Below are 25,855 nucleotides of genomic sequence, written 5' to 3'. Positions count from 1 at the left end.
CGTGAACGTGCGGGTACCTACTGATCAGTATCTGCGGGGGTTCACTCCGGGATGCCGGAGGACGGCGGGACGTCCGAGGCGGCGCTGTCGTCCTCCTCGATGGCGGCGTCGCCGATGTCGGTGACGAGGACCGGCGTGAGCGGCTCGGAGGCGCCGTTCTTGATCTCGACGACGCTCATCCCGGAGATGCCCAGGTGCGAGTCCTCGGAGAACCGGAACGGAGCCAGCCCGGGACCTTCGAAGGAGGCACCCTCCTTCTCGATCGTCTCCACGATCGACTCGCGGGTCAGGTCCTTGCCGTTGGCCTGAAGTGCCTGGACGAAGGTATAGGCCTGCGACATGCCGTAGATCCGGTAGTTGGTCAGCTTCTCCGAGCCCTTCTTGGAGTACTCGTCCCAGACCTTCTGCCACAGCTTGACCCACTCGTCGTCAGGAGCGTCGACGCCGGGGATGTACTCGGTCGTCATCATCCCGTCCATCAGCTTCACGCCCTGCTCGGCCGGGATCTTGCCCTTGGTCATCGAGGCCAGCAGCCCGCCGACGAGCGCCGGGTCGGAGCCGACGTTCGAGTAGAACCACTTCGACTTGAAGCCGACGCCCTGGGCGGCGATCTGGCTCAGCGCGGTGTAGGACGGCGTGTTGAAGCCGATCACCAGGTCGACGCCCTTGGACTTGAACGAGGACATCTGCGGGGAGAAGTCGGTCGACCCGCCCGGCGTGTACTTCTGTACGTCGACGATCTGGGCGTCGAGGAACTGCCGCGCGCCCTTCTCGCCGTCCTCGCCGAAGTCGTCGTCCTGCAGGAAGAGGCCGACCTTGGCGTCGGGCATGTTCTCCTTGACGTACTGACCGATGACCTTGCCCTCGATCTCGTAGTCCGGCTGCCAGCCGAACGTCATCGGCGAGCCGGCCGGGTCGTCGCCCCACTGCAGCGAACCGCTGGAGACGAACAGGTCGGGGATGCCGTCGTCGTTGAGACGCTGCACGACCGCGCGGTGCGTGGGGGTGCCGAGGCCACCGACCATCGCGAAGATCTCGTCCTGCAGGATCATGTCGTTGGTGACGGCGCTGGTGTTGGTCGGGTTGTAGGCGTCGTCCTTGACGACCATCTCGATGTCCCGGCCGTGGACGCCACCGTTGTCGTTGACGTACTCATAGAACGCCTGGTGGCCGGAGGGGATCTCCGAGTAGCCGGGCGCGGCCGGGCCGGTCAGCGGGAAGTGCGCACCGACCTTGATCGAGGTGTCGGTGACGCCCACTGCCGTCCCGTCCTCCGACGGTCTTTCCTTCCCCGCGCCACAGGCCGCGAGGAGCGAGGCAGTGGTGAGGACACAGACGACCTGTACGGCTCTGCGTGCAGTGTTTCTCATGTTGTCTTCTCCTTGGTTGACCCGAGAGGTGAGCGAGCTAGGAAAGTGCGCAGGCTGCCGACGATCCCTGCCGGAGCGAGGAGGATGACGAGCATCAGCACCAGCCCGTAGACCACCGGGGTGACCTCCGCGGCCTGGGTTGCGCTGAGCCCCACCGACTCCCCGAGATCGGTGGCGAACTTCGGGAGGAATGCGAGTACGCCGGCCCCGATGAGCGCTCCGGTCAGGCTGCCCAGCCCGCCCAGGACGACCGCGGCCAGCAGGGTCAGCGAGAGCGTGATCGTGAACGCGCCCGGGGCCGTGAGACGTACGTTCATGGCCATCAGGCCGCCCGCGAGCCCGGCAGCCATGGCGCTGACGGTGAAGGCGACCACGCGGGCACGGCCGAGGTGGATACCGGCCAGCTCGGCGGAGACGTCGTCGTCCCGCACCGCGCGCCAGCGACGACCGACCCGGGAGCGACTCAGGTTGGCGAGCGCCACGAAGGTGATCGCGAGCAGCAGCCAGCCGAGGTACGCGAGGAAGGAGTACTGGTCGATCTCGACGGCGGTGAAGAACCAGACCAGGTCCTGGATCCAGGCCGGGAGATCGGTGGCGCGAGGCACGGACACCTGGAGCCCCTGCTCGCCGCCGAAGACCTCCCACTGGTTGGCCAGTCGGGGCACCGCGACGGCCAGCGTCAGGGTCGCGCCGGCGATGTAGGGCCCGTGCAGCCGCGCTGCCGGGACCCCGACCACCACCCCGACCACGGCACAGACCGCGATCGCGACCAGCAGGGCGACGAAGACGTCGGCCAGGGTCTCGCCGCCGGTGCGCTCGAGCACGAGGGTGGCGGCGTACGCCCCGACGGCCATGAGCGCGCCGTGGCCGAGGGAGAGCTGGCCGGAGAGGCCGGTCAGGAGCGTGAGACCGCCGGCGGCGATGGCGAAGTAGGCCATCTCGGCGTAGCGGGTCTGCAGGTACTGGCTGGAGCTGCCGATGACCGCCATCGCCACCACGAAGGCGACCAGGGCCACGACGAGGTGGCGTGCCAGGGGCACCGACGCCACCGGGCGGATGATTGAACGCAGACGTTCCATGGGTCAGACCCTCCTGGCCGCAGCTGCCGCGAAGAGGCCGCTGGGACGCACCAGCAGCACCACCATCAAGATCCCGAGCGCGACCAGCGGCGCCAGGTGCTCACCGACGTAGCCGGTGACGTAGGAGAGCGAGAGACCGAGGATCAGGCCGCCGATCACCGACCCGAGCGGCGAGTCGAGGCCACCCAGCACGGCGGCGATGAAGCCGTAGATCACGAACGGGTCCATGAACGCCGGGTTCACCAGGTCGCCACCGGCGATGAGCATCCCGGCCACCGCGCCCACCGCGGCGGCGAGCGCCCAGCCGAGGGTCAGCATGCGGCCGACGCGTACGCCCAGGAGGCGGGAGACCTCGCCGTTGAACGCGGCCGCCCGCATCCGCAGCCCCAGGTCGGTGAAGCGGAAGAGGACCACGAGCCCGGCCATCACGAGAGCGACCACGACGATCGTCAGGATGCCGAACGGGGTGATGCCGATCGAGGTGTCCCCGACCGAGATCGCGCTGGTGCCGACCGGCGCCGGGAAGCCACGGTGCTGGACGCCGAAGGTGATCGCGGTCAGGCCGTGGAGCACCATGAACAGCCCGAGCGTGAGGATCACCGCGTTGAGCTCGGCCTTCCCCTCGACCGGGCGGATGATCACCCGCTCGATCACCGCGCCGAGTCCGAACCCGGCGGCGATCGCGGCCATGAAGGCGACCCAGTAGGGCACGTCGGCGTTGATCAGCGAGAGCGCGATGTAGGTGGTCACCATCGCCATCGCCGCCTGGGCGAAGTTGACGATCCGGGTCGAGCGCCAGATCAGGCACAGGGCCAGCGCGAACGCGGCGTAGACCGCGCCCAGGACCAACCCCCCGAGAGTGGTGTCGAGAAACTGCTGCATGTCTGCTCCTCAGAACCCGAGATAGGCGTGGCGGAGCTGCTCGTCGGCGGCCAGCTCGGCGGCCGGCGCCGAGGCGACGACCTTGCCGAGGTTGAGCACGACTCCGTGGTCAGCGATGGACAGGGCACTGCGGGCGTTCTGCTCGACCAGGACGACGGTGAGCTCCTCGGTCTGCACCAGCCCGCGGAGCAGGTCGAAGATCTGAGCCACCACCCGGGGCGCGAGCCCCAGGGAGGGCTCGTCGAGCAGGAGTACGGTCGGTCGCGCCATCAGCGCGCGGCCGATGACGAGCATCTGCCGCTCGCCGCCCGAGAGCGTGTGTGCGGTGGCCTCGCGGCGCTCGCCCAGGCGCGGGAAGAGCTCGAAGACGCGCTCTACCGGCATCGGCTCGGAGCCTGTCGCGCGGTGCAGCCCGCCGAGCCGGAGGTTCTCGGTGACGGTCAGCTCGGCGATCACGCCGCGCCCCTCGGGGACGTGGGAGAGGCCGTACGAGGTCAGCTTCTCGGTCGCGGTGCGCGTGATGTCCTTGTCGTTCAGCTTCACGCTGCCCTTGGTGGACCTCACCAGGCCGGACACGGTGCGGAGCAGCGTGGTCTTGCCGGCGCCGTTGGCGCCCAGGACCGCGGTGACCTGGCCTCTCGCCGCGGTGAAGGTGACGCCGTTGAGCGCCTTGACGGGTCCGTACGCGGCGCTCAGGTCCTCGACGGCGAACATCAGGCCTCCTCGGCGACGGTCAGTGCGTGGACTTCGGCGGCGTCGTCGTGCTCGACCTGGTCACCCAGGTAGGCGGCGAGGACGGCCGGGTCGTTGCGGATCTCGTCGGGTGTGCCGGCCGCGATGACGCGGCCGAAGTCGAGCACGGTGATCCGGTGGCAGACCGACATCACCAGGTCCATGTGGTGCTCGACGAGCATCACGGCGGTGCGTTCGGTCAGGCCGGTGATGATCTCGCCGAGCTCGGTCATCTCCTCGGCGCTCAGCCCGCTGGCGGGCTCGTCCAGGAGCAGCAGCTCCGGCTCGGCCACCAGCGCTCGCGCGAGCGCGACCTTCTTCCGGATCGGGTAGGGCAGGCTGCCCGGGTAGCGGGCGGCGTACGACTCGATCCCGAGCTCGCCGAGGACCTCCCGCGCCTTGGCGGCCAGCCGGGCGTCGTCGCGGTGGCCGATCCCGAGCAGCCCGCGCACGAAGCCGGCGCGGGCGAGACGGTCGGCCCCGACCATCACGTTGTCGAGCACCGTCATCCGCTCGAAGAGCCCGAGCCCCTGCAGGGTCCGGGCGATGCCGTGGCCGGCGAGCTGGTGCGGGCGGAGGGCGTGGATCTTCTCGCCGCGCAGCCGGAGCTCGCCCTCGGCGGGGCTGACGAAGCCGCAGACGACGTTGAACAGGGTGGTCTTGCCGGCACCGTTGGGGCCGATGACGCCGAGCACCTCATGGGGCGCGACCTCCAAGGAGACGTCCTCGAGGGCGCGTACGCCCCCGAACCGGACCGAGACTCCCTCGACCGCGAACAGCGGCGAGGCCTGAACGTCGTGACCTGTGCCAGGCATCTGCATCGTGCTCCCTTCACCCGTTGTGACGGCTATCACTTTGGACTCTCCGCACAACGGGGGATATGGGCACTGCGCCCAAAATCCTTCGGGCGCTGCGTCTGGGATTCCCTGGTTAGGTGGCGAAGGGGGCAGTCGGCATGGGACGCTCCGCACATGGGTGTGATGAGCGACACATCTCCCGACTCGGAGCTTCGTCCGCTGGTGGAGCGTGCTTGGGCCTCGCTGGTGAATCAGGCGGACGCGATCGCCGACGACATCACGCTGACGTTGATCGCGATCCAGCCGGAGTGGCACCAGAACGCCGAGCCGGCGGTGCGCGCCGACCTGCGCTCGAGCACGCGGGAGCACGTACGCCGCGGCATCCGGGCCATGGCCGGGCTGACCCCGGGGGCCAATCCTGTCGATCTGTGGCGCGACACCGGGCGGCGGCGGGCGCGCCAGGGCGTACCTCTGGAGTACTGCCTCAACGCTTACACCGTCGGCACCCGGATGCTGTGGGAGGCGATGGTCCACCAGCAGGAGGAGCTGGGGATCGACGACCGGGTGATGGTGCTCGCCGGACGCCAGGTGTGGACCGACCTGGACGTGCAGAACTCGGTCATGTCGTCGGCCTACCGGAAGGAGGCGGCGCTGCTGCAGCGTCGCGACCTGCAGCTCCAGGGCCGGCTCCTGGACGGGTTGGCCGAGGGTCGCGGTGGCGACCCCGCGTTCGCCGCCGAGGTGCAGGACATCCTCGGCGTCGCCGCCGACGCGCAGATGGCCTGCGTGGTCGCGGCCTTCGACGGCAACCGCGACTCACCGCTGCGCAATCCCGACGACCGGCTGGAGAAGGCCGGACTGGTGTCGTTCTGGCACGTCCGCGGCGACCACCACTTCGGGCTGGTCCCGGTGGGGTCTCGCCCGGTCGCGGAGGCCGTCGCCGATCTGGTCGAGCAGCTCGCCGTCTGCAACTCGGGCCGGGTCGGGATCGCCACCGCCGATGACCTCAGCGGCTTCGGCACCGCCTTCCAGCTCGCCACCCACACGGTGGAGACGGTGCCACGGGGGCGCAGAGACATCGCGGTCGTCGACGACCGCCTGCCACAGGTGCTGCTGACCGCCTCGCCGGCGGTCTCCTCGCTGCTCGTACGCCGCACCCTCGGCCCGATCCTGGCGCAGCCGACCCACCAGTCCGACGTGCTGCTGGCGACCCTTCGCGCCCTCATCGCGCACGGCGGATCCCCCACCCACGCCGCCGAGGACCTGATCTGCCACCGCAACACGGTCATCTACCGCATCAAGCAGATCCAGGACCTCACCGCGAGGAGCATCTCCGACCCGCGCGACCGCCTGCTGTTCGCTCTCGCCCTGATGGCCCTGGAGAAGTAGCCCGCTGGTCGAGCCGCGAGCGCCGGCGAGCGTGTCGAGACCAACACAGTCCCCTCGGCACTCGATCGGACCGTGTTGGTCTCGACACGCCTCCGCCTAGCGGCTCCGGCGGCTCGACCAGCGAGCGGGCCTAGATGTCGACGATGGCCCCCAGACGGTCGCGGTGGAGGCCGGGGAGGCCGTACGCGATCTGGTCGGCCTTGGCCCGCTTGAGGTAGAGATGGGCGGGGTGCTCCCAGGTCATGCCGATGCCACCGTGCAGCTGCACCGCCTCCTCGGCCGCGGTGACGGCCAGATCACCGCAGTACGCGGCGGCGACGTGGGTCGCGATCCGGGTCTCCTCGGCGTCCCCGAGAGCCAGCGCTCCGGCGGCGTAGCGCGCTGCCGCGCCGGCTCCTTCGACGCTGGTGTAGAGGTCGGCGAGCCGGTGCTTGAGCGCCTGGTAGCCACCGACGATCCGGCCGAACTGGCGCCGGACCTTGAGGTACTCCACCGTCGTGGTCAGGCACCACTGCGCCACCCCGACCTGCTCGGAGGCCATCAGCGCGGCCCCGGCCAGCAGACCGGAACGTACGGCGTCGGCACCGTCCTCGGCGGCCACGACGACCTCACCGGCGGCCGGGTCGAGGCGTACGTCGGCGAGCCGGCGAGTCATGTCGAGCGAGCTCACCGGGGTGATCTCCGCGTGGGCCGCGGGCACGGCCCGGACCTCGACGCCGGCGGGTGTCGTGACCGGCACCAGGAGCGTGTCCGCCTCCAGGGCACCGGCCACCGACCTGACCTCGGTCTCGACGGCCTCCAGCGGCTGGACGGTGGTGGCGGGCAGCGGTACGACCAGGGCCGCGGTGCGCTCCCCTGCCGCCAGTCCGCCCAGCAGCTCGACGCCCTTCTCGGTGGGCGCTGCCAGCAGGACCGACGTCGCCACGACCGCACTGGTCAGGAAGGGCACCGGTGCGACCGAGCGGCCCAGCTCCTCGAGGACGACGGCGGCCTCGCGGGCTGACGCGCCGGCGCCACCGTGGGACTCCGGGATCAGCAGGCCGGCCAGCCCGAGCTCGGCCGAGAGGCCCTTCCACAGGACCGGGGTGAGTGAACCGTCGCCGTCGTAGGCCTTGACCACGTCGGCCGGACCGCAGCGCTCGGCCAGGAACGACCTGACCGTGGCCCGCAGGTCGGCATCGAGCTCGTTGTCGAGCAGTTCGACTTCGGCTGCGCTCATCGCGGGCTCCTTCATCGGGGAATGGCCTTCCAGGAAACGTCCTTGTCGACCCGGTGCTCCCCGGGGAGGCCGAGGACGCGCTCGGCCACGATGTTGCGCAGGATCTCCGAGGTGCCGCCCTCGATGGAGTTGCCCTTGGCACGCAGGTAGCGATAGACCGCGTCGCGACCGCCGAAGTCGACGTGCTCGGGCCGGACCATCGCCCAGCCGTCACCGTCCTCGTAGCGAAGACCCTCCTCGCCACGCAGCTCCAGGTCGAGGCCGGTGAGCTGCTGGTTGACCTTGGCGAAGGTCAGCTTCATCGCCGACCCCTCGGGGCCGGGCTGGCCGACGGCCAGCTTCTGCCGCAGCCGGGCACCGGTCAGCCGGGCCACCTCCGACTCGACCCACAGCTTCAGAAGCCGGTCGCGGAGCTCCGGGGTGTGGTTCTCCGGATGCTCCCGCCACGACTCGGCGACCACGCCGAGCATCCCGCCCTCGCGAGGCATCGCGGCGCCACCGATGGCGACGCGCTCGTTGTTGAGGGTGGCGTTGGCGACCTCCCAGCCCTGCCCGACCGCGCCGAGGCGGTGGGCGTCGGGGATCCTCACATCGGTCAGGAAGACCTCGTTGAACTCCGCCTCGCCGGTGATCTGGCGCAGCGGCCGCACCTCGACGCCCGGATCGTGCATATCGCACAAGAAGTACGTCAGACCGCGGTGCTTCGGGACGTCCGGGTCGGTGCGAGCGACCAGGATCGCGAAGTCGGCGTTGTGAGCACCCGAGGTCCACACCTTCTGCCCGTTGACGACCCACTCGTCACCATCGAGGACGGCTCGGGTCGCCAGGCCGGCGAGGTCGGAGCCGGCGCCGGGCTCGGAGAAGAGCTGGCACCAGATCTCCTCGCCGCACCACAGCGGCTCCAGGAAGCGAGCCTTCTGCTCCGGGGTGCCGTAGGCCAGGATCGTCGGCGCGGCCATGCCGAGCCCGATCCCGTTGCGTCGCGGGTTGTTGTCGGGGGCACCGGCCGCCTCGAAGAGGTCGGAGACCAGCGGCTGCAGCGCCCGGGAGGCGCCGAGACCACCCTGGCCCTCGGGGAACGCGACCCACGCCAGCCCCGCCTGGTAGCGGGCGTGGAGGAACGCGCTCGGCTCGGTGGTCGCGACCGGGTGCTCGGCCAGGAACGCCTCGACCTGGCCGCGTAGCTCCTCGGGAGTCACTGCCGGCCCTCGCGTCGCGCGGCCTGCTTGCGCAGCTCGGCCTTGGCGAGGGCGTTCTTGTGCACCTCGTCGGGGCCGTCGGCGAACCGCAGCGTGCGGATGCCGGCGTAGGACTTGGCCAGCGGGAAGTCTTGGGAGAGACCACCGGCGCCGTGGGCCTGGATCGCCTTGTCGAGGATCCACTGGACGGTCGCCGGGGTGGCGATCTTGATCGCCTGGATCTCGGTGTGGGCGCCCTTGTTGCCGACCGTGTCCATCAGCCAGGCGGTCTTGAGGACGAGGAGCCGCAGCTGCTCGATCCGCACCCGCGACTCGGCGATCCAGTCACGGATCACGCCCTGCTCGGAGAGCGGCTTGCCGAAGGCGACCCGCTCCTCGACCCGGGCACACATCAGCTCGATCGCCCGCTCGGCCAGTCCGATGGAGCGCATGCAGTGGTGGATGCGACCGGGGCCCAGGCGGGCCTGCGCGATCGCGAACCCCATGCCCTCGGTCCCGATGAGGTTGCCCACCGGGACGCGTACGTCGGAGAAGACCAGCTCGGCGTGACCGCCGTGGTCGTGGTCGTCGTAGCCGAAGACCTCCATGCCGCGCTTGATCGTCAGGCCGGGGGCGTCACGGGGCACCAGGATCATCGACTGCTGCTGGTGGCGCTCGGCGGACGGGTCGGTCTTGCCCATCACGATGAAGATCTTGCAGTTGGGGTTCATCGCCCCGGTGATCCACCACTTGCCGCCGTTGATGACGTACTCGTCGCCGTCGAGAGCGATCGAGGTCTCGATGTTGGTCGCGTCGGAGGAGGCCACGGCCGGCTCGGTCATCGCGAAGGCGCTGCGGATCTGCCCGTCCAGGAGCGGCTCCAGCCACTCCTTCTGCTGCGCCTCGTTGCCGAAGTCGTGCAGCACCTCCATGTTGCCGGTGTCGGGCGCGGCGCAGTTGAACGCGGCCGGCGCGAGGTGGCTGCGGCCGGTGATCTCGGCCAGCGGGGCGTACTGCAGGTTGGTCAGGCCGGCCCCGCCCTCACCGGGCAGGAAGAGGTTCCACAGGCCGCGCTTGCGAGCCTCGGCCCGGATCTCGCCGAGCACGGGCACCGAGTCCCACGCCCACTTGTCCGGCAGTGCCGCGATCTGCTCGTCGAAGACGGCCTCGTTCGGCTCGACGTACGTCTTCTGGAAGTCCCACACCGAGGCGACGAGCTCCTCGGTCCTGGCGTCGGGTGCGAAGTCCATGCGTCAGTTCTCCTTCATCGCGGTGATGCCCATGTCCAGGAGCGGGTGGATCCCGTCCCCGATCTTGTCGAAACCGGGCCCGACGGTCTGGCCCTTGAGGTAGCGGTAGTGGATCCCCTCGAGGATCGCGGCGAGCTTGTAGGCGGCCAGCCCGCGGTAGAAGCCGAACTCGCTCAGATCGCGCGGGCTGGCGGCGTCGTAGCGGGCGATGATCTCGTCCTCGGAGAGCCAGCCGGGGGCGTTGCTGACGTCGGTCACGGTGCCGTCGCCGGAGACCGTGGCCATCTGCTGGTAGGTGAGCAGGATCGCCAGGTCGGTGACCGGGTCGCCGAGCGTGGCCATCTCCCAGTCGACGACCGCCCTGATCTGGTCGGCCTCGTCGGTGAGGACGTTGTCGAGCCGGTAGTCGCCGTGCACGATCCCCGGCCCGCTCGAGGCGGCCTCCGCGGCACCCACCCGGCGCTCCAGCAGCGCGTGGAGCTCGTCGGCGGCGGGGAGGTCGCGGGAGTGGGACGCCTCGAGCTGCTTCTTCCAGCGCCTGACCTGTCTGCTCAGGAAGCCCTCGGGGCGACCGAACTCGCTCAGCCCGACCTCGGCCGGGTCGACGGCGTGCAGCGCGGCCATCACATCGATGAGCTGCTCCGAGATCGCCTTCGTGCGGTCCGCACCGAGCGGCTCGAGCTCGCGGGCGTAGCGGTAGGGCCGGCCATCGACCTTCTCCATCACGTAGAACGGCGCCCCGAGCACCTCCTCGTCCTCGCAGAACGCGTAGGTGTGCGGCACCGGCACGTCGGTGTCGCGCAGCGCGGTGATCACGGTGTGCTCACGCTTCATGTCGTGCGCGGTGGCGAGCACGTGCCCCAGCGGCGGGCGGCGGACGATCCACTCGTGGGTGCCGTCGGAGACGGCGTACGTCAGGTTCGACTTGCCACCGGAGATGTGGGTCGCGCTCAGATCGGCGCCGGCGCCGTCGAGGTTCTTGGCCAGCCAGGGGCCGAGCCGGTCGAGGTCGAGCCCGGGCAGGGAATCGGTCGTCACGCGGCACCTCCGAGTGCGGGAATCAGCTGTGCGAGCCTTGCGCGCGTGCTCGCCGGGTCTGTGTGCAGCAGGGCGTCGAGACCGACCGCTCGGGCGCCGAGCACGTTCGGCTCGGCGTCGTCGATGAAGAGGCACTCCTCGGCCGGCAGACCGAGCCTGCTCAGGGTGCGGTCGAAGATCGGCGCCTCCGGCTTGCGCATGGCGACCTCCTCGGAGATCACCACCACCTCGAACAGCGCGTCGACCTGCTTGCGAGGGTAGAAGTTGCCCCAGCTGTTGGAGAGCAGAGCGAGCCGGATGCCGGCGTCGCGGAGCTCCTCGGCCAACGCGAACATCTCCGGGTTCGGCCGCATCCCGGCGAAGAGCCGGTTCAGGACGCCATCGGGATCGACCGGGCTACCGTCGTACGTCTCCAGCCGATCGGCCAGGAGCTTGTCGAACTCCTTGACCGAGAGCTCGCCGAGCTCGAGGCGGTGGATCGGGGTGCCGGCGTCGGCATAGCGGCCGAGCCACTCCTTGAGCACCTTCGAGAAGCTCTCCGGCCGGATGCCGTCAGCCTTCAGCCAGGCGCGGATCGAGTCGCCGATCGGCGTGGTCAGCACCCCGCCGTAGTCGAAGATGACCGCCTTCATGCGACGTACACGACCCTTCCGACGGTGGTGCCGTCGGCAAGACGCTGTACGCCGTCGGCCACCTCCTCCAGAGACAGCGTCTCGCTGACCAGCGGCTTGATCGAGCCCTCGGCCGCCATCCGGGTGAGCTCGTCGTGGCACTCCTTGACGAGCTCGGGGGCAACCATGTTGTAGAGACCCCAGTGGAGCCCGACGATCGAGTAGTTCTTGATCAGCGAGTGGTTGAGCGCTGCCTCCTGGATGCGGCCGCCGGCGAAGCCGATGATCAGGATCCGGCCTTCGAAGGCGATGCACTTGGTCGAGCGGTCGTAGGTGTCGCCGCCGACCGGGTCGTAGATCACGTCGGCGCCCTTGCCGCCGGTGATCTCCTTGACGACCTTGACGAAGTCCTCGGTGTGGCGGTCGATGACGTGGTCCGCGCCCAGCTGTCGGGCGACCTCGGCCTTGTCCGGCCCGCCGACGACCCCGATCACGGTGGCCCCGGCGGCCTTGCCGAGCTGGATCGCGGCACTGCCGACGCCGCCCGCCGCGGCGTGCACGAGCAGCGTCTCGCCGGGCTGGATGTGCGCGCGGCGGTGCAGCGCGAACCAGCCGGTCTGGTAGCCGATGTAGAGGCTCGAGGCCTCGGCGTCGGTGAGCGCCTCGGGAGCCGGGAAGGTCGTCGCGGCCTCCATCAGCGCGAGCTCGCCGAAGCCGCCGTAGGGCAGGGCGGCGCCGCCGATCACGCGCTCACCGACCTGGAACGCATCCACGCCCTCGCCGAGCGCGACCACCTCGCCGCACAGCTCGACGCCGGCGGTGAACGGCAGCTCGGGCTTGACCTGGTAGAGACCGCGGGCCATCAGGACGTCCGGGAAGTTGGCCGGGCTGGCCAGCACCTTCACGACGAGCTGGTTCTTCCCTGGAGTGGGGTCGGGCACCTCCTCGAGCCTCATCACGTCCTTGGGTTCACCGAGCTCGTTGATCCGCCATGCCTTCATACCTGTCCCTCCACGTGCTGCCAGAGTCGGTTCATCCCGCCGAGCCACTTGTCGGTCTGCGTCGCCCGCGCGGCGTAGTAGTCGCCCACCTCCGGGTGCGGCAGCACGAGGAAGCGGTCGTCGCTCGTGGCCTCCCAGGCGGCGTCGGCGACCTGCTCGGGCGTCAGCGCGGTGTCGCGGCTGAGCAGGTCCTTCATCACGCCGGACCGCTCGAGCATCCCGGTCTGCACACCCTGGGGGCAGATCGCCTGGACGACGATCCCATGGTGGCGGTAGGTCGCCGAGAGCCACTCGGCGAACGCGACCGCGGCGTGCTTGGTAACCGTGTAGGTCGGTGCGCCGATCATCATCAGCAGCCCCGCAGCGCTCGCCGTCACCACGTAGCGACCGCTCTTCCGCTCGACCCAGTCGGGGACGAGGAGCCGCGCCGCCCGGACGTGGGCCATCACGTTGACCTCGTGCGAGGCCTGCCAGTCCTCCTCGGGACAGTCCAGGCCGATGCCGCGGTCGATGCCGGCATTTCCGTACCACGTGTCGATCTGGCCGAGGTGTTCCTTCGCCGCCTCGACGAGGGCCTCCACGCCCTGAACGGAGGCGGCGTCACCGGCCACCGGATGGGCGCCGATCTCCTGGGCGGTCGCTTCGAGGCGTACGGCATCGAGGTCGTTGACCACGACACGTACGCCCTCGGCTACCAGGCGGGCGGCCAGCGCGCGGCCGATCCCGCCCGCGGCGCCGGTGACGACCGCCGTGCTGTCGGGAGCGATGGGCATCAGACGCGTCCGCCGGCGAGAGTGAGGCCGCCGTCGACGGTGACGAGCTGGCCGGTCATCCAGCCGGCGTCCTCGGAGAGGAGGAACGAGGCGACGCCGGCGATGTCCTCGGGGGTGCCGAGGCGCTTGAGCGGGTAGGCCGCGGACACCTCGGCCTCGCGGCCCTCGTAGAGGAGCTCGGCGAACTTGGTCTTCACCACGGCCGGGAGGATCGCGTTGACGCGTACCTTCGGGCCGAGCTCGACCGAGAGCTCCTGGGTGATGTAGCTGAGCATCGCCTTGCTCGCGCCGTAGGTCGCGATCAGCGGGGTCGGAGCCAGGCCGGCCACCGAGGAGATGTTGACGACCGCGCCCCCGTGCTCGGACATCCACTGCCGCCAGACCTGCTGGGTCCAGCCGATCGGCGAGAGGCAGTTGACCTCGACGGTCTTGCGCGCCGACTCGCGGTCCATGTCGATCAGGCCGCCGGCCTTCGGGTTGATGCCGGCGTTGTTGACCAGCAGGTCGGCGCTGCCGAACGTCTCGATCGCGGTCGTGACGACCTCCTCCTGGTGGGCGGGGTCGTCGGCCTTGCCGGCGACGCCGAGGGCGACCTCCTTGCCGCCGAGCCCCTCGACCGCCTCCGCGAGCGCCTCGGGCTTGCGCGCCGTGATGACGACCTTCGCCCCCTCGTCCACCAGCCGCTGGGCGATGCCCAGACCGATGCCCCGGCTGGCCCCGGTGATGATCGCCGTACGTCCCTCGAACCTCGACATGCTCATTCCCTCGTGTGCTCGGCTAATCTAAGCGCTTGCTTAGGTGGTGACAGCGGTCACTCTACGGGGTAGCCCACGAACATGGAAGGTCGGTGTCCACGCAATGCCGAGAAGTCAGCCCCGTCGGCCGAGGCGTCACGTACGTCGGGCGAAGCGTCACAGCTATGACACTTCGCCCGACCGCAGCGACCTCTCGCCCGACCGCAGCGACGCCTCGGCGAGTGGGTAGTTCTGGTGACCCCAGACGTAGTTGTGGGCGACGAAACTCGCGTTTCGTCGCCCACAACTACAGATTCGGCCCGCCACAAGTGCGGATTCGGCGGCTCAGCCGACGTGTAGGTCTCGACGCGCGGTCGCGCCGGGCGCGCTTCGCTTGCCCGGGCGCGCTTGCTCGACCTTGTCGCCGGCGCAGCTCCCTCGCTGCGCTCGGGACCTGCTAGCCGACGACAACCTCGATCCGCTGGAACTCCTTGAGGTCGGTGTAGCCGGTGGTGGCCATGGCGCGCTTGAGGGCGCCGACGAGGTTCATGGTGCCGTTGGCCACGTGAGAGGGACCGAAGAGGACCTCCTCGAAGGTGCCGACAGGCTCGAAGGCGACGCGCTCGCCGCGGGGCAGGTCGGCGTGGTGGGCCTCGTTGCCCCAGTGGAATCCCTTGCCGGGGGCGTCGGTGGCGCGGGCGAAGGGCGAACCGACCATGACCGCGTCGGCACCGCAGGCGATCGCCTTGGCGATGTCGCCGGAGCGGCCGACGGCGCCATCGGCGATGACGTGGACGTAGCGGCCGCCCGACTCGTCCAGGTAGTCACGACGAGCAGCAGCCACATCAGCCACCGCCGAGGCCATCGGCACGGCGACGCCCAGCACCGTCCGCGTCGTGTGCGCCGCACCGCCGCCGAAGCCGACCAGGACACCGGCCGCGCCGGTGCGCATCAGGTGCAAGGCCGCCTGGTAGGTCGCGCAACCGCCCACGATCACCGGCACGTCGAGCTCGTAGATGAACTCCTTGAGGTTGAGCGGCTCGGCCTGGGAGGAGACGTGCTCGGCCGAGACGGTGGTGCCGCGGATGACGAAGAGGTCGACGCCGGCGTCGACGACGGCCTTCGCGAACTCCTTCGTACGCTGCGGGGACAGCGCCCCGGCGACGGTGACGCCGGAGGCGCGCACCTCACGCAGCCGCTCGGTGATCAGCTCGGCCCGGATCGGGGCCTCGTAGATCTCCTGCAGACGCCGGGTCGCGTCGACCCCGCTCAGCTCGGCCAGCTCGTCGAGCAGCGGCTGCGGGTCGTCGTACCGGGTCCACACGCCCTCGAGGTTGAGCACCCCGAGGCCGCCGAGCTTGCCCATCGCGATCGCGGTCGAGGGCGACATCACCGAGTCCATCGGTGCGGCGATCAGCGGGATGTCGAAGCGGTAGGCGTCGATCTGCCAGTCGGTGCTCACCTCGGTGGTGTCACGGGTGCGCCGCGACGGCACGATCGCCACGTCGTCGAAGGCGTACGCCCGTCGTGCTCGCTTGGCCCGGCCGATCTCGATCTCAGTCACATGACGGATTGTTCCACGGGACCGGATCGAGATCGGAAAGGCCACACGCACCGAGCGGGCTAGCTACGCACCGCGGTCAGCAGCAGGTACTCCCACTTCATCACCCCGGCCGTGACGTAGCGGTCCCCCAGCTCGGCGAGCGCGGCGTCGAGCTCGGCGGTCCGGGTCTCGTCGTCGGCGATCCCGCGATAGGCGACGATCGTCGGCCCGTAGCAGGCCTTGAAGAAGTCACGGAACTCCGCGCCGGTCTCGAACGAGTCGATGTCGACCATCCGCTTCTCGGCCCGGACAGAGGTCACCTGGTCGCCCAGCAGGCCGCGTACATGGGTCTCGTCGCCCCATCGCGGCGGCGGCTGTGCGCCCTCGGGCGGCGGTGCCATGAACGGCTTCATCGTGGCGAACATCTGGCCGATGAAGCCCTCCGGCGTCCAGCTGACCAGGCCGATCCGACCGCCCGGCCGGACGACCCGGACGAGCTCGGCAGCGGCCTTCTCGTGGAACGGCGCGAACATGATGCCGACGCAGGACATCACGACGTCGAAGGCGGCGTCGTCGAACGGCAGCGCCTCGGCATCGGCGACGCGCCAGGTGAGCGAGTCGGCTCCCGCCTCGACTGCGTGAGCCTGCCCGATCTCGAGCAGCTCGGGCGACAGGTCGCTGGCGGTCACCTCCGCGCCGGCGAGGGCGGCAGGGATGGCGGCGTTCCCGGTGCCGGCGGCGATGTCGAGCACGCGGTCGCCCGACCCGATCTCACAGGCCTCGACGAGCACCTGGCCGAGCTCGGGGATGAGCTCGTCGGCGACCCGGGCGTAGTTCCCCAGGCCCCACATCGCGCGGTGCTTGGCCTTCAGGTCGGGTGAAGCTGGTGTTGCGGTCATGTCTTCCTCCAAAGACGTTGACCCGAGACTTGATCTGGAGGTTCCAGCCTCGCTCGGTGCCACCGCGGGCGGCTAGTGCCGAATCTGAACTCATCGAAGTTCAGGATCTGTACTTGCCGTCCGCCCACGTCAGCGGTCTACTGATGACAGGATCTCGGGCTGCGAAGGAGGCGGTCCAGTGGCGGGATACGGCCAGTTCTGTCCGGTGGCGAAGGCCATGGAGGTGCTCGACGAGCGGTGGACGCTGCTCGTCGTTCGCGAGCTGCTGCTCGGCAGCACCCACTTCAACGAGCTCCGCCGGGGCGTGCCGAAGATGTCGCCGGCTCTGCTCTCCAAGCGGCTGCGCACGCTGGAGCGCGCCGGCATCATCGAGCGGCGCGGCGAAGGGCAGCGTTCGTCCTACCACCTCACCGTCAGCGGTCAGGAGCTCGCGACGGTCGTCACCGCGCTCCACCATTGGGGCATCCGCTGGGTCGGCGAGCTCGGCCAGGCCGACCTCGACCCCCACCTGCTCTTCTGGGACATGCGCCGCACCATCTCGATAGAGGTGTGGCCGCGGCAGCGCACCGTGGTCGAGTTCCGCCTCACCGATGTCGAGCCGAAGGTCGCCCGCTGGTGGCTCGTGGTCTCGGCCGACCAGGCCGAGGTCTGCGACTTCGACCCCGGTTTCGACATCGACGCCCGGCTCACCGGCAGCCTGCGTACGCTCACCGAGATCTGGCGCGGCGACCTCGCCTGGCCGATGGCGCTGCGCGCCGAGATGGTCAGCATCGCCGCCGCCGAGGACGTACGCCGCGACCTCCCAGCCTGGCTCGGCCAGTCCACCGCCGCCAGCGTCCCGCGCCCTCAGCTCCAGTCGTAGGAGAGGACGAAGCCGTACGCCTCTCCGCCGCCCTCCTCGGAGAGGACCATGTCGGCCTCGCCGACGAGACCTTCGAGGCCGCCGGTACCGAGGCCGGGGACGACGGTGAGGCGGGAGCGGACGGTGGCGTCGGCGTAGGTCCCGCTGATCCGCCACACGCACGAGCCCTCCTGGCCGGCGATGGAGCCGGTGAACTGCTCGTACGCCTCGAAGACCGCGCCGCCGGCCGGGTTGCCGTAGGCCCCGATCATCCGCGCGACCCCCGTGCCCTGGATCTCACCGGCGTAGGTGTAGTCGGTCTCGGCGGTGGTCAGGCCGCGGTGCGGGATGTAGACGTCCTCGCCCATCTTGGTGCCTTCGCCGTCGATGTCGACGTAGGCCGCCTCGTGCCAGCGGGCGACGGTCATCGTGGTGCTTGCCTTGTTGCCGTAGGTCTTCATGGGTCCAGCCTGCTCCGGCACCAGGGGCGCGGGATTGAAGGAACGCGCCATATCGTTGGCGGCATGGAGAGCAGGGGCTACCCGGATGCGATCGTGCGGCCGGTGACGGCCGCCAGGGCGATCACCACCGAGCGGTTCGAGCCGTCGCCCGAGATCGCGGGCCACGTGGACTATCACTGGTACGTCGGCTGGGACCTCGCCCAGCCGCACGACCAGCAGGTCATCCCGCAGCCCCGGATCCATGTCGCCGCCGAGGACGGCCGGCTGCTGGTGCACGGCATCGGCCGACGCCCGTTCGTCCGGCACCTCACCGGCCGCGGGCACACTCTCGGCGTCTCGTTCCTGCCCGGCCTCTTCCGTCCGGTGCTCGGCAGCCGGGTCAGCGCGATCGCCGACCAGGTCGTCCCGGCGCAGGAGCTGCTCGGTGTCGACGACCGGCCGACGGCCGAGCGGATCCTCACCTCGACGGACCCGGCGGAGATGGCCGCCGCGATGGAGGCCTACCTCCTCGACGTCGGCCTCCCGAGCGATCCCGTCGCCGAGGACGTACGCCGCTGGGCGGCCCTCGCCGAGGAGGACCGCTCGATCACCCGGGCCGAGCAGCTCGCCGACCACGCCGGCCTGAGCCTGCGGTCGCTGCAGCGCCTGTTCAGCGAGTACGTCGGGATCGGCCCGAAGTGGGTCGTGCAGCGGTTCCGCGTGCTCGAGGTCGCCGCCCGCGCCCATTCCGGTGACGTCGACTGGGCCGCGGTCGCCGCGGAGCTGGACTTCAGCGACCAGGCCCACCTGGTGCGTACGTTCCGGGATGTCGTCGGCGCTCCCCCGGCGACCTACGCCAAGGATCTCTAGGGGTTGTGAAGCCGTTCCAGCGCGTCCGCTGACGGCGATCCGGGCTCGGCCCGGTAGAGCACGATGCGCTGGCTGGTCTCGGGCAACACCATCGCCTCGTACGCCAGATCCAGCCGCCCCGCGACCGGATGCCGCAATCGCTTGATCCCGTAGCCGCAGTCCATCACCGGATGCTCGGCCCACAGCTCGGCGAACAGGTCGCTGCGCTGGACGAGCTCGCCGACCAGGCAGCTGAGGATGTGGTCCTCGGGGTGCAGGCCCGAGGAGTAGCGCAGGAAGCCGACCATCTGCAGCGCGGTGCCCTCGGGGTCGACGAAGAGCTCGGACCCACCCGGCTCGAGGAAGAACCGCCGGATCATGTTGGGCCGCTTCGGCCGACCGGCGAAAGGCGCATCGAAGTCCAGCCCGTGGCCGAAGAGGCGGTGCCCGAGGTCGTTCCAGGCGAGCACGTAGTTGGCGTGGTCGGTGATGAGCGCCGGTCCGGGATAGTCCATCAGCATCGCCACCGCGGTCGGGCGCGGCTCCTCGTCGCGGCCGCTCGCCGACACCGTCTCGACCGGCCGCGCCAGCCTCCGTAGGTGGACACGCTCCTCGGCACTGAGCCGCAGCGCGCGGGCGAGCGCGTCGACCACCGAGTCGGAGGCATTGTGGTGGTCGGCCTGCTCGAGCCGGGTGTAGTAGGTCGGCGAGACGCCGGCCAGCATCGCCAGCTCCTCACGCCGAAGCCCGGGCACACGGCGGGCGCCGTAGGACACCAGCCCGGCGTCCTCGGGACTGATCGCCGCCCGGCGGCTGCGCAGGAACTCTCCGAGCTCGGTCGTCATGGTTCCTATAGTGCGGCCGACCGGCGATTTCTTCCTGACCCTGTCAGTGACAGGCACGCGGATGGGTGGCAGGACAGGTGTCTGGCTGACGTACGCCGGCTGCCGGAGCGTTGGCGTCATGACCACGATCACCCAGGCCGAGCCCGTACGCCAGGCCACCATGAGCCGCGGACAGCTGCTGGTGCTCCTGCTGCTGCTCGCCTCCCAGTTCACCCTCACCGTCGACTTCTCGATCCTCAACGTGGCGCTGCCGACCGTCGGCGTGGACCTCGGCTTCGCCGAGGCCCACGTGCAGTGGATCGCGACCGCCTTCGCACTGTGCGCGGCCGGGTTCACGCTGCTCTTCGGCCGGATCGGCGACTACGTCGGCCGACGCCGGGTCTTCCTGATCGGCATGGTCGCGCTGGGCGCCGCCTCGCTGCTCGGCGGGGTCGCCACCTCACCCGAGCTGCTGCTCACGGCCCGGGTCGCCCAGGGTCTGGCGACCGCCGCGGTCACCCCGGCGGCGCTGTCCTTGCTCACCGTCTCCTTCCCCGAGGGACCGCTGCGCCAGCGCGCGCTCGGGTTGAACAGCGTGGTGATGTCGACCGGGTTCACCGCCGGGGCGGTGCTGGGTGGCGTGCTCACCGATCTGCTGTCGTGGCGCTGGGCGTTCCTGGTCAACGTGCCGATCGCGCTGCTGGTGGTCGCCGTCGCGCCGTTCGTGCTGCGTGACTCCGCCGACCGGGAACGGTCGCGGCTCGACCTCCCGGGCGCCGTGCTGGTGACGACCGGGCTGCTCGCGCTGGTCTACGGCGCGACTCGGCTGGGTGAGGCGGGCATCGCCGACGTGTGGGGCCTGGCGTCGATCCTGGTCGCAGTGGTGCTGCTGGTCGCGTTCTGGCGGGCCGAGTCGACCCACCCGCACCCGCTGGTGCCGCTGCAGATCCTCACCCGGCGCACGATCGGGTTCGGCAACATCGCCGGCTTCGCGACCTTCGCCTTCGAGTCGTCGCTGGTCTTCGTGCTGACGATGTATCTGCAGCACGTCCTCGGCCTCGACGCCCTGCAGACCGGCCTGATGCTCGTCGCGATGGGGGCGGGCGCGATCATCGGCGGATCCGTCGGCTCGCGGGTGATCGAGGCCTTCGGCGTACGCAACACCGTGGCCGGCGGACTCGCGATCCAGGCGGTCACCACCGGCGCGCTCGTCCTGATCGGACCCTCGGTCGGCTGGCTGTGGTTCCTCGGCCTGATGAACTTCATCGGCGCCATCGGACACGTCGCCGCGATCGTCGGGTTCATGGTCGCGGCGACCTCCGGGCTCCCCGACCACGAGCAGGGCCTGGCCACCGGGCTGGCGATGATGACCCAGCAGGTCGCGATCGCGCTCGGCATCCCGATCATGTCCACCGTCGCCACCGCCGCCGGCGGAGTCGCCTCGCTCGGTGCTCTCCACGTGGCCATCGCGGTCAACGCGGGACTGGTCCTGGTCGCGGCGCTGCTCGTGGCAGTCGGACTGCCCCGCTCGCCGTCCATCCTCCGAAACTCTCCACACTAAGTTGATGAAGTCAGTAGACTTTTACTCATGAGCGCGCCCACACCTCGTCTTCGACTCGCCGTAGCTCTCGACGGCGCCGGGTGGCACCCGGCCGCTTGGCGAGAGCCGAACGCACGGCCCGCGGATCTGCTGAAACCCGGCTACTGGGCCGGTCTCGTCCGGGAGGCCGAGGCCGGCCTGCTGGACTTCGTCACGATCGAGGACTCGCTCTCGATCCAGACCGACTCGCCATTCGGCGCCGAGGACGACGACCGCACCGACCGGGTGCGCGGGCGGCTCGACGCGGTGCTGATCGCGTCCCGGATCGCACCACTGACCAGGCACATCGGCATCGTGCCGACGGCGGTCGTGACCCACACCGAGCCGTTCCATCTCAGCAAGGCGATCGCGACGCTGGACTACGTCAGCCGCGGCCGAGCCGGCGTACGTGTGCAGGTGGCGCCGCGACCGCGGGACGCGGCGCTGTTCGGCCGGCGCGAGTTCCCGGAGATCTCGTACGCCGCCCTCGGCTCCCCCGAAGGGCAGGAGCTGATCCGGGACGCGTTCGCCGAGGCGGCCGACTACGTCGAGGTCCTGCGACGGCTGTGGGACTCCTGGGAGGACGACGCGGAGATCCGCGACGTCCCGACCGGACGGTTCGTCGACCGGGACAAGATCCACTACATCGACTTCGAGGGCCGCTACTTCGAGGTGAAGGGGCCATCGATCACCCCGCGGCCGCCGCAGGGACAGCCGGTCGTGGCCGCTCTCGCCCACCGCGACCGTCCGTTCGAGCTCGTCGGGACCTCGGCCGACGTCGGGTTCGTGACGCCTCGGACGGCGGCCGACATCGCCTCGATCACCGCCGAGATCCGGGCCGCGCAGGACGCCGCCGGACGTGCCGGCGAGACGGTCCACGTCTTCGGCGACGTCGTCGTCCTCCTCGACGAGACCGAGCACGGTGCCCGGGAGCGGCTGGCTCGCCTGGACGAGGCAGCCGGGGCTGCGTACGCCTCGGACGCCCTGGTCTTCGCCGGCACTCCGGAGGGCCTCGCCGACCTGCTCGCGACCTGGCACGCCGCCGGGCTCGCCGGGTTCCGGCTGCGGCCGGCGGTGCTCCCCGACGACCTGGAGCAGATCACCCGCCGGCTCGTGCCCGAGCTGCAGAGACGCGGGCTCTTCCACGATGCGTACGACGAGGCGACCCTGCGGGGCGCGCTCGGTCTGCCGCGTCCCACCAGCCGCTACGCCACCACCGAGGGGACGCCCGCATGAGCACGCCGCGCAGCAACGACAGGCCGAAGAAGCAGGTCCACCTCGCCGCCCACTTCCCCGGGGTCAACAACACGACCGTGTGGAGCGACCCGGCGTCGGGCAGCCACATCGAGTTCGACTCGTTCGTCGAGTTCGCGCAGATCGCCGAGCGCGGCCTGTTCGACTTCATGTTCCTCGCCGAGGGGCTGCGGCTGCGCGAGCAGGCCGGGGAGATCTACGACCTCGACGTGGTCGGGCGGCCGGACACGTTCACGATCCTGGCCGCGCTCGCGGCGGTCACCGAGCATCTCGGCCTGACCGGCACGATCAACTCGACCTTCAACGAGCCCTACGAGGTGGCCCGTCAGTTCGCCTCCCTGGACCACCTCTCCGACGGGCGGGCCGCGTGGAACGTGGTCACCTCCTGGGACGCGTTCACCGGCGAGAACTTCCGGCGTGGGGGCTACCTGCCGCAGGGCGAGCGCTACGAGCGGGCCCGGACGTTCCTCGACGCCGCGACCCGGCTGTGGGACACCTGGAAGGGCGACGAGATCCTCGCCGACCAGGCCACCGGTGCCTTCCTGTCGACACCGCTGTCCACACCGGCACCGGGCGCGTTCGAGCACCACGACTCGCAGTTCGACATCAGCGGCCGGTTCAACGTCCCGCGCAGCCCGCAGGGCCGCCCGGTGATCTTCCAGGCCGGTGACTCCGAGGAGGGTCGCGACTTCGCCGCGCAGAAGGCCGACGCGATCTTCTCCCGGCACAGCCACCTCGAGGACGGCCAGCGGTTCTACGTCGACGTGAAGGGACGCCTGGAACGGTTCGGGCGGCGCCCGGAAGATCTGCTGATCCTGCCCGCGGCCACCTTCGTGCTCGCCGACACCGACGCCGAGGCCGTCGAGCTGGCCCGGGAGATCCGGCTGCAGCAGGTCTCCCCCGCGACCGCGATCAAGCTGCTCGAGCAGCTGTGGAACCGCGACCTCTCCGACCACGACCCCGACGGCCCGCTCCCGACCGTCGACCCCTCGGAGAACGACGACCTGATCGCCAAGGGCCGCGCCAGCGCCCGTTCGCACGGCGACCGGTTGGAGCAGGCCGAGCGGTGGCGGGCGATCTCCCAGTCGAAGGGCCTGAGCACCCGCGAGACGATCGTCGAGGTCACCGGCCGCCAGAGCTTCATCGGCTCGGCGGAGACGATCGCCGACACGATCGACACCTACGTGCAGAACGACGCCGCCGACGGCTACATCCTGGTCTCCCACATCACCCCGGGCGGCCTGGCACCCTTCGTCGACCATGTCGTGCCACTGCTCCAGGAGCGCGGCGTCTTCCGCACCGCGTACGAGGGGACCACGCTCCGCGAGAATCTCGGCCTGAGGGAGCCGACCAGATGAGGTTCCTGGCCATCACGCTCATCGTCCACCGGCCCGATCCGGCGACGGGGCAGCAGAAGACGACGTACGACAGGTTCCAGGAGGTGATCGCCAACGCCGTCCTCGCCGAGGAGCTCGGGTTCGACGGGTTCGGGGTCGGCGAGCGGCACGAACGGCCGTTCATCTCCTCCTCCCCGACGGTGGTCCTCTCCCACCTGGCCGCCCTGACGAGCCGGATCAGGCTCTTCACCGCGGTGACGACGCTGGCGCTGCTGGACCCGGTGCGGGCCTACGAGGACTACGCCACCCTCGACCATCTCGCCGGCGGCCGGCTCGAGCTGATCATCGGCAAGGGCAACGGCTCCGCGCAGCGTGACCTGTTCCAGGTGACGCCCGAGGACCAGTGGGACCGGAACGCGGAGTCGTACGAGATCTTCCGGAGGCTGTGGCGCCAGGATCGCGTCACCGCCTCCCCTCGCTTCCGCCCGGAGCTGGTCGAGGCGGAGGTCTGGCCGCGGCCGCTGCAGCAGCCGGTGCGCGTGTGGCACGGGAGCGCCACCTCGAAGGAGTCCGTCGACCTCGCCGCGCGCTACGGCGACCCGCTGTTCTCGGCCAACGTCACCAACCCGATCGAGCCCTACGGCGAGCTGGTCGACCACTACCGCGACCGCTGGGTGGCCCATGGCCACGACCCCGCCGACATCGCGATCGGCGCCGGGACTGCCGGGCTGTTCGTCGCCCCGACCAGCCAGGAGGCGTACGCCGCCTATCGGCCGGTCTTCGAGGGTCAGCTCGCCTTCCAGGCCGGTCTCGGGCTCGAGCCGGTCTTCCCGACCCTGGAGGACTTCGTCGAGCGGTCCTCGGCGCTGGTCGGATCACCGCAGCAGGTGATCGAGAAGATCCACCGCTACCACGAGCGCTTCGGGCACCAGGTCGTCCACGTCCAGGCGGACGCCAGCGGCCTGACCGAGCAGCAGCACCGCGACAGCCTGGCGCTCTTCGCCACCGAGGTGGCCGCACCGCTGCGGACCGCTCTCCCCGACCCTCCCTGGGGCTGGGGCTCCCCGGCCGAGGACATCTCCACGATCGGAGCACACCGATGAGCCGCACTCCCCTGTCAGTCCTCGATCTCGTGCCGGTGACCTCCGGGGCCTCCGGCCCCGATGCCGTACGCAACGCCGTCGCGCTCGCGCAGGCGACCGAGTCCTTCGGTTACCACCGCTACTGGATCGCCGAGCACCACCTCAACCCGGGCGTCGCCGGCACCTCGCCGGCGGTGGTCCTCGCGCTGCTGGGCGCGGCGACCTCGCGCATCCGGCTGGGCTCCGGGGCGGTGCTGATGGGACACCGGACGGCGCTGTCGACGATCGAGGAGTTCGGGCTGCTCGACGCCGCCTTCCCCGGTCGGATCGACCTCGGTCTGGGCCGCTCCGGAGGCAGGCCCGGAGCCTCGGGCCCGGTGGGGATCCCGGTGGAGCTGGTCGACGGACGCACCCCGGAGGGACTGCTCGTCCCGCCCAAGTTCGATCCGAGCGGGCTGCTCGGGTCGCCGCGGTTCCAGCTCCAGAAGGAGCTCCTGCAGCTGCCTGGGGCGACCTCCGCCGACTACGGCGAGCAGATCGACACGATCCTCGCCTTCATCGACGGCACCTACCGGGATGCCGCCGGCACCCCGGCACGGGTCGTCCCTGGCGAGGGTGCCGAGCTCGAGCTGTGGGTGCTGGGGAGCAGCGGCGGCGAGAGCGCCGAGGTGGCCGGCAAGCGCGGACTCCGGTTCGCGACGAACTACCACGTCAACCCCTCCGGCGTGCTCGAGGCAGCGCACTCCTACCGCACGGCCTTCGCACCCTCCGACACCCTGACCGCACCCCACGTCGCGGTCTCGGCCGACGTGGTGGTCGCCGAGACCGAGCAGGAGGCCCGCGACCTCGCCACCGGCTATGGCCTCTGGGTCCGTTCCATCCGCACCGCCGAGGGCGCCATCCCGTTCCCCACCCCTGACGAGGCCCGCGCCTGGGAGTGGACCGAGGCGGACCGGGCCCTGGTCCAGGACCGCCTCGACACCCAGTTCGTCGGCACCGCAGCGCAGGTCGCCGACCAGCTGGAGATCCTCCAGCGCGCTGTCGACGCGGATGAGCTGGTCATCACGACCATCACCCACGACCACGCCGACCGGGTCCGCTCCTACGAGCTGATCGCCGAGGAGTGGGCCCGCCGCGGTCACTGAGGCCGCGGC

Annotated in this window: 25 protein-coding genes; 8 read left to right on the top strand and 17 right to left on the bottom strand. The window is 70.4% G+C overall.

The genetic code is table 11. From position 1 onward, the window contains the following. Positions 1-41: 41 nt before the first annotated feature. From BLT25_RS24875 to BLT25_RS24855, 5 genes are read right to left on the bottom strand one after another with little or no spacing between them, the layout of a single operon-like run. The gene (locus BLT25_RS24875; protein WP_091051858.1) at positions 42-1,370 is read right to left on the bottom strand and encodes an ABC transporter substrate-binding protein; all 1,329 of its coding nucleotides are present in this window, start codon (positions 1,368-1,370) and stop codon (positions 42-44) included. Continuing rightward, complete coding sequence (locus tag BLT25_RS24870; protein ID WP_091051857.1) at positions 1,367-2,449, bottom strand: branched-chain amino acid ABC transporter permease; 1,083 nt, start codon at positions 2,447-2,449, stop codon at positions 1,367-1,369. The genes BLT25_RS24875 and BLT25_RS24870 overlap by 4 nt, the downstream gene beginning before the upstream one ends. 3 nt (positions 2,450-2,452) lie before the next feature. After that, positions 2,453-3,331: a branched-chain amino acid ABC transporter permease gene (locus tag BLT25_RS24865; RefSeq protein WP_091051855.1), complete on the bottom strand. Its 879-nt coding sequence runs from the start codon at positions 3,329-3,331 to the stop codon at positions 2,453-2,455. Positions 3,332-3,340: 9 nt separating this feature from the next. Beyond that, positions 3,341-4,045: an ABC transporter ATP-binding protein gene (locus BLT25_RS24860; protein ID WP_091051854.1), complete on the bottom strand. Its 705-nt coding sequence runs from the start codon at positions 4,043-4,045 to the stop codon at positions 3,341-3,343. Continuing rightward, positions 4,045-4,878, bottom strand: coding sequence for an ABC transporter ATP-binding protein (locus tag BLT25_RS24855; protein ID WP_256328776.1), 834 nt, complete (start codon positions 4,876-4,878; stop codon positions 4,045-4,047). The genes BLT25_RS24860 and BLT25_RS24855 overlap by 1 nt, the downstream gene beginning before the upstream one ends. Before the next feature lie 165 nt (positions 4,879-5,043). Here BLT25_RS24855 and BLT25_RS24850 point away from each other — a divergent pair, with 165 nt between their 5' ends. Beyond that, positions 5,044-6,249, top strand: a complete 1,206-nt coding sequence (locus BLT25_RS24850) for a PucR family transcriptional regulator (RefSeq protein ID WP_143033849.1) — start codon at positions 5,044-5,046, stop codon at positions 6,247-6,249. Between the two features lie 130 nt (positions 6,250-6,379). Here the strand turns inward: BLT25_RS24850 and BLT25_RS24845 are convergent, their stop codons facing one another. The 10 genes from BLT25_RS24845 to BLT25_RS24800 form a co-directional block, all read right to left on the bottom strand. Further along, positions 6,380-7,468, bottom strand: coding sequence for an acyl-CoA dehydrogenase family protein (locus BLT25_RS24845; RefSeq protein WP_091051938.1), 1,089 nt, complete (start codon positions 7,466-7,468; stop codon positions 6,380-6,382). Between the two features lie 11 nt (positions 7,469-7,479). After that, positions 7,480-8,667: an acyl-CoA dehydrogenase family protein gene (locus tag BLT25_RS24840; protein ID WP_091051848.1), complete on the bottom strand. Its 1,188-nt coding sequence runs from the start codon at positions 8,665-8,667 to the stop codon at positions 7,480-7,482. After that, positions 8,664-9,896 carry an acyl-CoA dehydrogenase family protein gene (locus tag BLT25_RS24835; protein WP_091051846.1) on the bottom strand — a complete coding sequence of 411 codons (1,233 nt, stop codon included), beginning with the start codon at positions 9,894-9,896 and terminating at the stop codon, positions 8,664-8,666. Before BLT25_RS24835 ends, BLT25_RS24840 begins: the two co-directional genes overlap by 4 nt. Before the next feature lie 3 nt (positions 9,897-9,899). After that, positions 9,900-10,934, bottom strand: coding sequence for a phosphotransferase family protein (locus tag BLT25_RS24830; protein WP_091051845.1), 1,035 nt, complete (start codon positions 10,932-10,934; stop codon positions 9,900-9,902). Next, on the bottom strand, positions 10,931-11,566 hold the full coding sequence (locus BLT25_RS24825) for an HAD family hydrolase (RefSeq protein WP_091051843.1): 636 nt from the start codon (positions 11,564-11,566) through the stop codon (positions 10,931-10,933). Before BLT25_RS24825 ends, BLT25_RS24830 begins: the two co-directional genes overlap by 4 nt. Continuing rightward, a complete protein-coding gene (locus BLT25_RS24820; RefSeq protein ID WP_091051842.1) occupies positions 11,563-12,546 on the bottom strand; it encodes an NADPH:quinone oxidoreductase family protein in 984 nt (327 codons plus the stop codon). Before BLT25_RS24820 ends, BLT25_RS24825 begins: the two co-directional genes overlap by 4 nt. Beyond that, positions 12,543-13,319, bottom strand: a complete 777-nt coding sequence (locus tag BLT25_RS24815) for an SDR family oxidoreductase (RefSeq protein WP_091051840.1) — start codon at positions 13,317-13,319, stop codon at positions 12,543-12,545. Before BLT25_RS24815 ends, BLT25_RS24820 begins: the two co-directional genes overlap by 4 nt. Next, positions 13,319-14,074, bottom strand: a complete 756-nt coding sequence (locus BLT25_RS24810; RefSeq protein WP_091051936.1) for an SDR family oxidoreductase — start codon at positions 14,072-14,074, stop codon at positions 13,319-13,321. The genes BLT25_RS24815 and BLT25_RS24810 overlap by 1 nt, the downstream gene beginning before the upstream one ends. Before the next feature lie 436 nt (positions 14,075-14,510). Then, the gene (locus BLT25_RS24805; RefSeq protein WP_091051839.1) at positions 14,511-15,617 is read right to left on the bottom strand and encodes a GuaB3 family IMP dehydrogenase-related protein; all 1,107 of its coding nucleotides are present in this window, start codon (positions 15,615-15,617) and stop codon (positions 14,511-14,513) included. Between the two features lie 59 nt (positions 15,618-15,676). Further along, positions 15,677-16,495, bottom strand: a complete 819-nt coding sequence (locus tag BLT25_RS24800; RefSeq protein ID WP_176884246.1) for a class I SAM-dependent methyltransferase — start codon at positions 16,493-16,495, stop codon at positions 15,677-15,679. A gap of 178 nt (positions 16,496-16,673) precedes the next feature. Here BLT25_RS24800 and BLT25_RS24795 point away from each other — a divergent pair, with 178 nt between their 5' ends. Beyond that, entirely contained in the window at positions 16,674-17,357 is a 684-nt protein-coding gene (locus BLT25_RS24795) for a winged helix-turn-helix transcriptional regulator (RefSeq protein WP_091051836.1), read from the top strand. Here the strand turns inward: BLT25_RS24795 and BLT25_RS24790 are convergent. After that, positions 17,342-17,797, bottom strand: a complete 456-nt coding sequence (locus BLT25_RS24790; protein WP_176884244.1) for a DUF3224 domain-containing protein — start codon at positions 17,795-17,797, stop codon at positions 17,342-17,344. The genes BLT25_RS24795 and BLT25_RS24790 overlap by 16 nt on opposite strands. Positions 17,798-17,860: 63 nt before the next feature. Here BLT25_RS24790 and BLT25_RS24785 point away from each other — a divergent pair, with 63 nt between their 5' ends. After that, positions 17,861-18,646, top strand: coding sequence for a helix-turn-helix domain-containing protein (locus BLT25_RS24785; RefSeq protein ID WP_091051832.1), 786 nt, complete (start codon positions 17,861-17,863; stop codon positions 18,644-18,646). On the opposite strand, the gene BLT25_RS24780 is transcribed toward BLT25_RS24785, so the two are convergent. Continuing rightward, complete coding sequence (locus tag BLT25_RS24780) at positions 18,643-19,470, bottom strand: helix-turn-helix transcriptional regulator (RefSeq protein ID WP_091051831.1); 828 nt, start codon at positions 19,468-19,470, stop codon at positions 18,643-18,645. The genes BLT25_RS24785 and BLT25_RS24780 overlap by 4 nt on opposite strands. 118 nt (positions 19,471-19,588) lie before the next feature. On the opposite strand from BLT25_RS24780, the gene BLT25_RS24775 reads away from it, so the two are divergent. From BLT25_RS24775 to BLT25_RS24755, 5 genes are read left to right on the top strand one after another with little or no spacing between them, the layout of a single operon-like run. Next, positions 19,589-21,010, top strand: a complete 1,422-nt coding sequence (locus BLT25_RS24775; protein ID WP_091051829.1) for an MFS transporter — start codon at positions 19,589-19,591, stop codon at positions 21,008-21,010. A gap of 27 nt (positions 21,011-21,037) precedes the next feature. Beyond that, complete coding sequence (locus BLT25_RS24770; RefSeq protein WP_091051827.1) at positions 21,038-22,264, top strand: LLM class flavin-dependent oxidoreductase; 1,227 nt, start codon at positions 21,038-21,040, stop codon at positions 22,262-22,264. Continuing rightward, positions 22,261-23,640 carry an NtaA/DmoA family FMN-dependent monooxygenase gene (locus BLT25_RS24765; RefSeq protein ID WP_091051826.1) on the top strand — a complete coding sequence of 460 codons (1,380 nt, stop codon included), beginning with the start codon at positions 22,261-22,263 and terminating at the stop codon, positions 23,638-23,640. Before BLT25_RS24770 ends, BLT25_RS24765 begins: the two co-directional genes overlap by 4 nt. Then, positions 23,637-24,722 (top strand): LLM class flavin-dependent oxidoreductase, encoded by a 1,086-nt coding sequence (locus tag BLT25_RS24760; RefSeq protein ID WP_091051824.1) that lies wholly within the window; start codon positions 23,637-23,639, stop codon positions 24,720-24,722. Before BLT25_RS24765 ends, BLT25_RS24760 begins: the two co-directional genes overlap by 4 nt. Continuing rightward, the gene (locus BLT25_RS24755; RefSeq protein WP_091051822.1) at positions 24,719-25,846 is read left to right on the top strand and encodes an LLM class flavin-dependent oxidoreductase; all 1,128 of its coding nucleotides are present in this window, start codon (positions 24,719-24,721) and stop codon (positions 25,844-25,846) included. The genes BLT25_RS24760 and BLT25_RS24755 overlap by 4 nt, the downstream gene beginning before the upstream one ends. Positions 25,847-25,855 lie beyond the last annotated feature (9 nt).

The sequence above is a fragment of the Nocardioides sp. YR527 genome (assembly GCF_900101045.1).
GTDB lineage: Bacteria > Actinomycetota > Actinomycetes > Propionibacteriales > Nocardioidaceae > Nocardioides.
This window is presented reverse-complemented; position numbering and strand designations above follow the sequence as displayed.

What these genes read in the sequence shown, in the direction of transcription:
- BLT25_RS24875 (WP_091051858.1), bottom strand. Translation starts at nt 1,370, where the DNA reads ATGAGAAACACTGCACGCAGAGCCGTACAGGTCGTCTGTGTCCTCACC.
- BLT25_RS24870 (WP_091051857.1), bottom strand. Translation starts at nt 2,449, where the DNA reads ATGGAACGTCTGCGTTCAATCATCCGCCCGGTGGCGTCGGTGCCCCTG.
- BLT25_RS24865 (WP_091051855.1), bottom strand. Translation starts at nt 3,331, where the DNA reads ATGCAGCAGTTTCTCGACACCACTCTCGGGGGGTTGGTCCTGGGCGCG.
- BLT25_RS24860 (WP_091051854.1), bottom strand. Translation starts at nt 4,045, where the DNA reads ATGTTCGCCGTCGAGGACCTGAGCGCCGCGTACGGACCCGTCAAGGCG.
- BLT25_RS24855 (WP_256328776.1), bottom strand. Translation starts at nt 4,878, where the DNA reads ATGCCTGGCACAGGTCACGACGTTCAGGCCTCGCCGCTGTTCGCGGTC.
- BLT25_RS24850 (WP_143033849.1), top strand. Translation starts at nt 5,044, where the DNA reads ATGAGCGACACATCTCCCGACTCGGAGCTTCGTCCGCTGGTGGAGCGT.
- BLT25_RS24845 (WP_091051938.1), bottom strand. Translation starts at nt 7,468, where the DNA reads ATGAGCGCAGCCGAAGTCGAACTGCTCGACAACGAGCTCGATGCCGAC.
- BLT25_RS24835 (WP_091051846.1), bottom strand. Translation starts at nt 9,896, where the DNA reads ATGGACTTCGCACCCGACGCCAGGACCGAGGAGCTCGTCGCCTCGGTG.
- BLT25_RS24825 (WP_091051843.1), bottom strand. Translation starts at nt 11,566, where the DNA reads ATGAAGGCGGTCATCTTCGACTACGGCGGGGTGCTGACCACGCCGATC.
- BLT25_RS24820 (WP_091051842.1), bottom strand. Translation starts at nt 12,546, where the DNA reads ATGAAGGCATGGCGGATCAACGAGCTCGGTGAACCCAAGGACGTGATG.
- BLT25_RS24815 (WP_091051840.1), bottom strand. Translation starts at nt 13,319, where the DNA reads ATGCCCATCGCTCCCGACAGCACGGCGGTCGTCACCGGCGCCGCGGGC.
- BLT25_RS24810 (WP_091051936.1), bottom strand. Translation starts at nt 14,074, where the DNA reads ATGTCGAGGTTCGAGGGACGTACGGCGATCATCACCGGGGCCAGCCGG.
- BLT25_RS24800 (WP_176884246.1), bottom strand. Translation starts at nt 16,495, where the DNA reads ATGACCGCAACACCAGCTTCACCCGACCTGAAGGCCAAGCACCGCGCG.
- BLT25_RS24790 (WP_176884244.1), bottom strand. Translation starts at nt 17,797, where the DNA reads ATGAAGACCTACGGCAACAAGGCAAGCACCACGATGACCGTCGCCCGC.
- BLT25_RS24785 (WP_091051832.1), top strand. Translation starts at nt 17,861, where the DNA reads ATGGAGAGCAGGGGCTACCCGGATGCGATCGTGCGGCCGGTGACGGCC.
- BLT25_RS24780 (WP_091051831.1), bottom strand. Translation starts at nt 19,470, where the DNA reads ATGACGACCGAGCTCGGAGAGTTCCTGCGCAGCCGCCGGGCGGCGATC.
- BLT25_RS24775 (WP_091051829.1), top strand. Translation starts at nt 19,589, where the DNA reads ATGACCACGATCACCCAGGCCGAGCCCGTACGCCAGGCCACCATGAGC.
- BLT25_RS24770 (WP_091051827.1), top strand. Translation starts at nt 21,038, where the DNA reads ATGAGCGCGCCCACACCTCGTCTTCGACTCGCCGTAGCTCTCGACGGC.
- BLT25_RS24765 (WP_091051826.1), top strand. Translation starts at nt 22,261, where the DNA reads ATGAGCACGCCGCGCAGCAACGACAGGCCGAAGAAGCAGGTCCACCTC.
- BLT25_RS24760 (WP_091051824.1), top strand. Translation starts at nt 23,637, where the DNA reads ATGAGGTTCCTGGCCATCACGCTCATCGTCCACCGGCCCGATCCGGCG.
- BLT25_RS24755 (WP_091051822.1), top strand. Translation starts at nt 24,719, where the DNA reads ATGAGCCGCACTCCCCTGTCAGTCCTCGATCTCGTGCCGGTGACCTCC.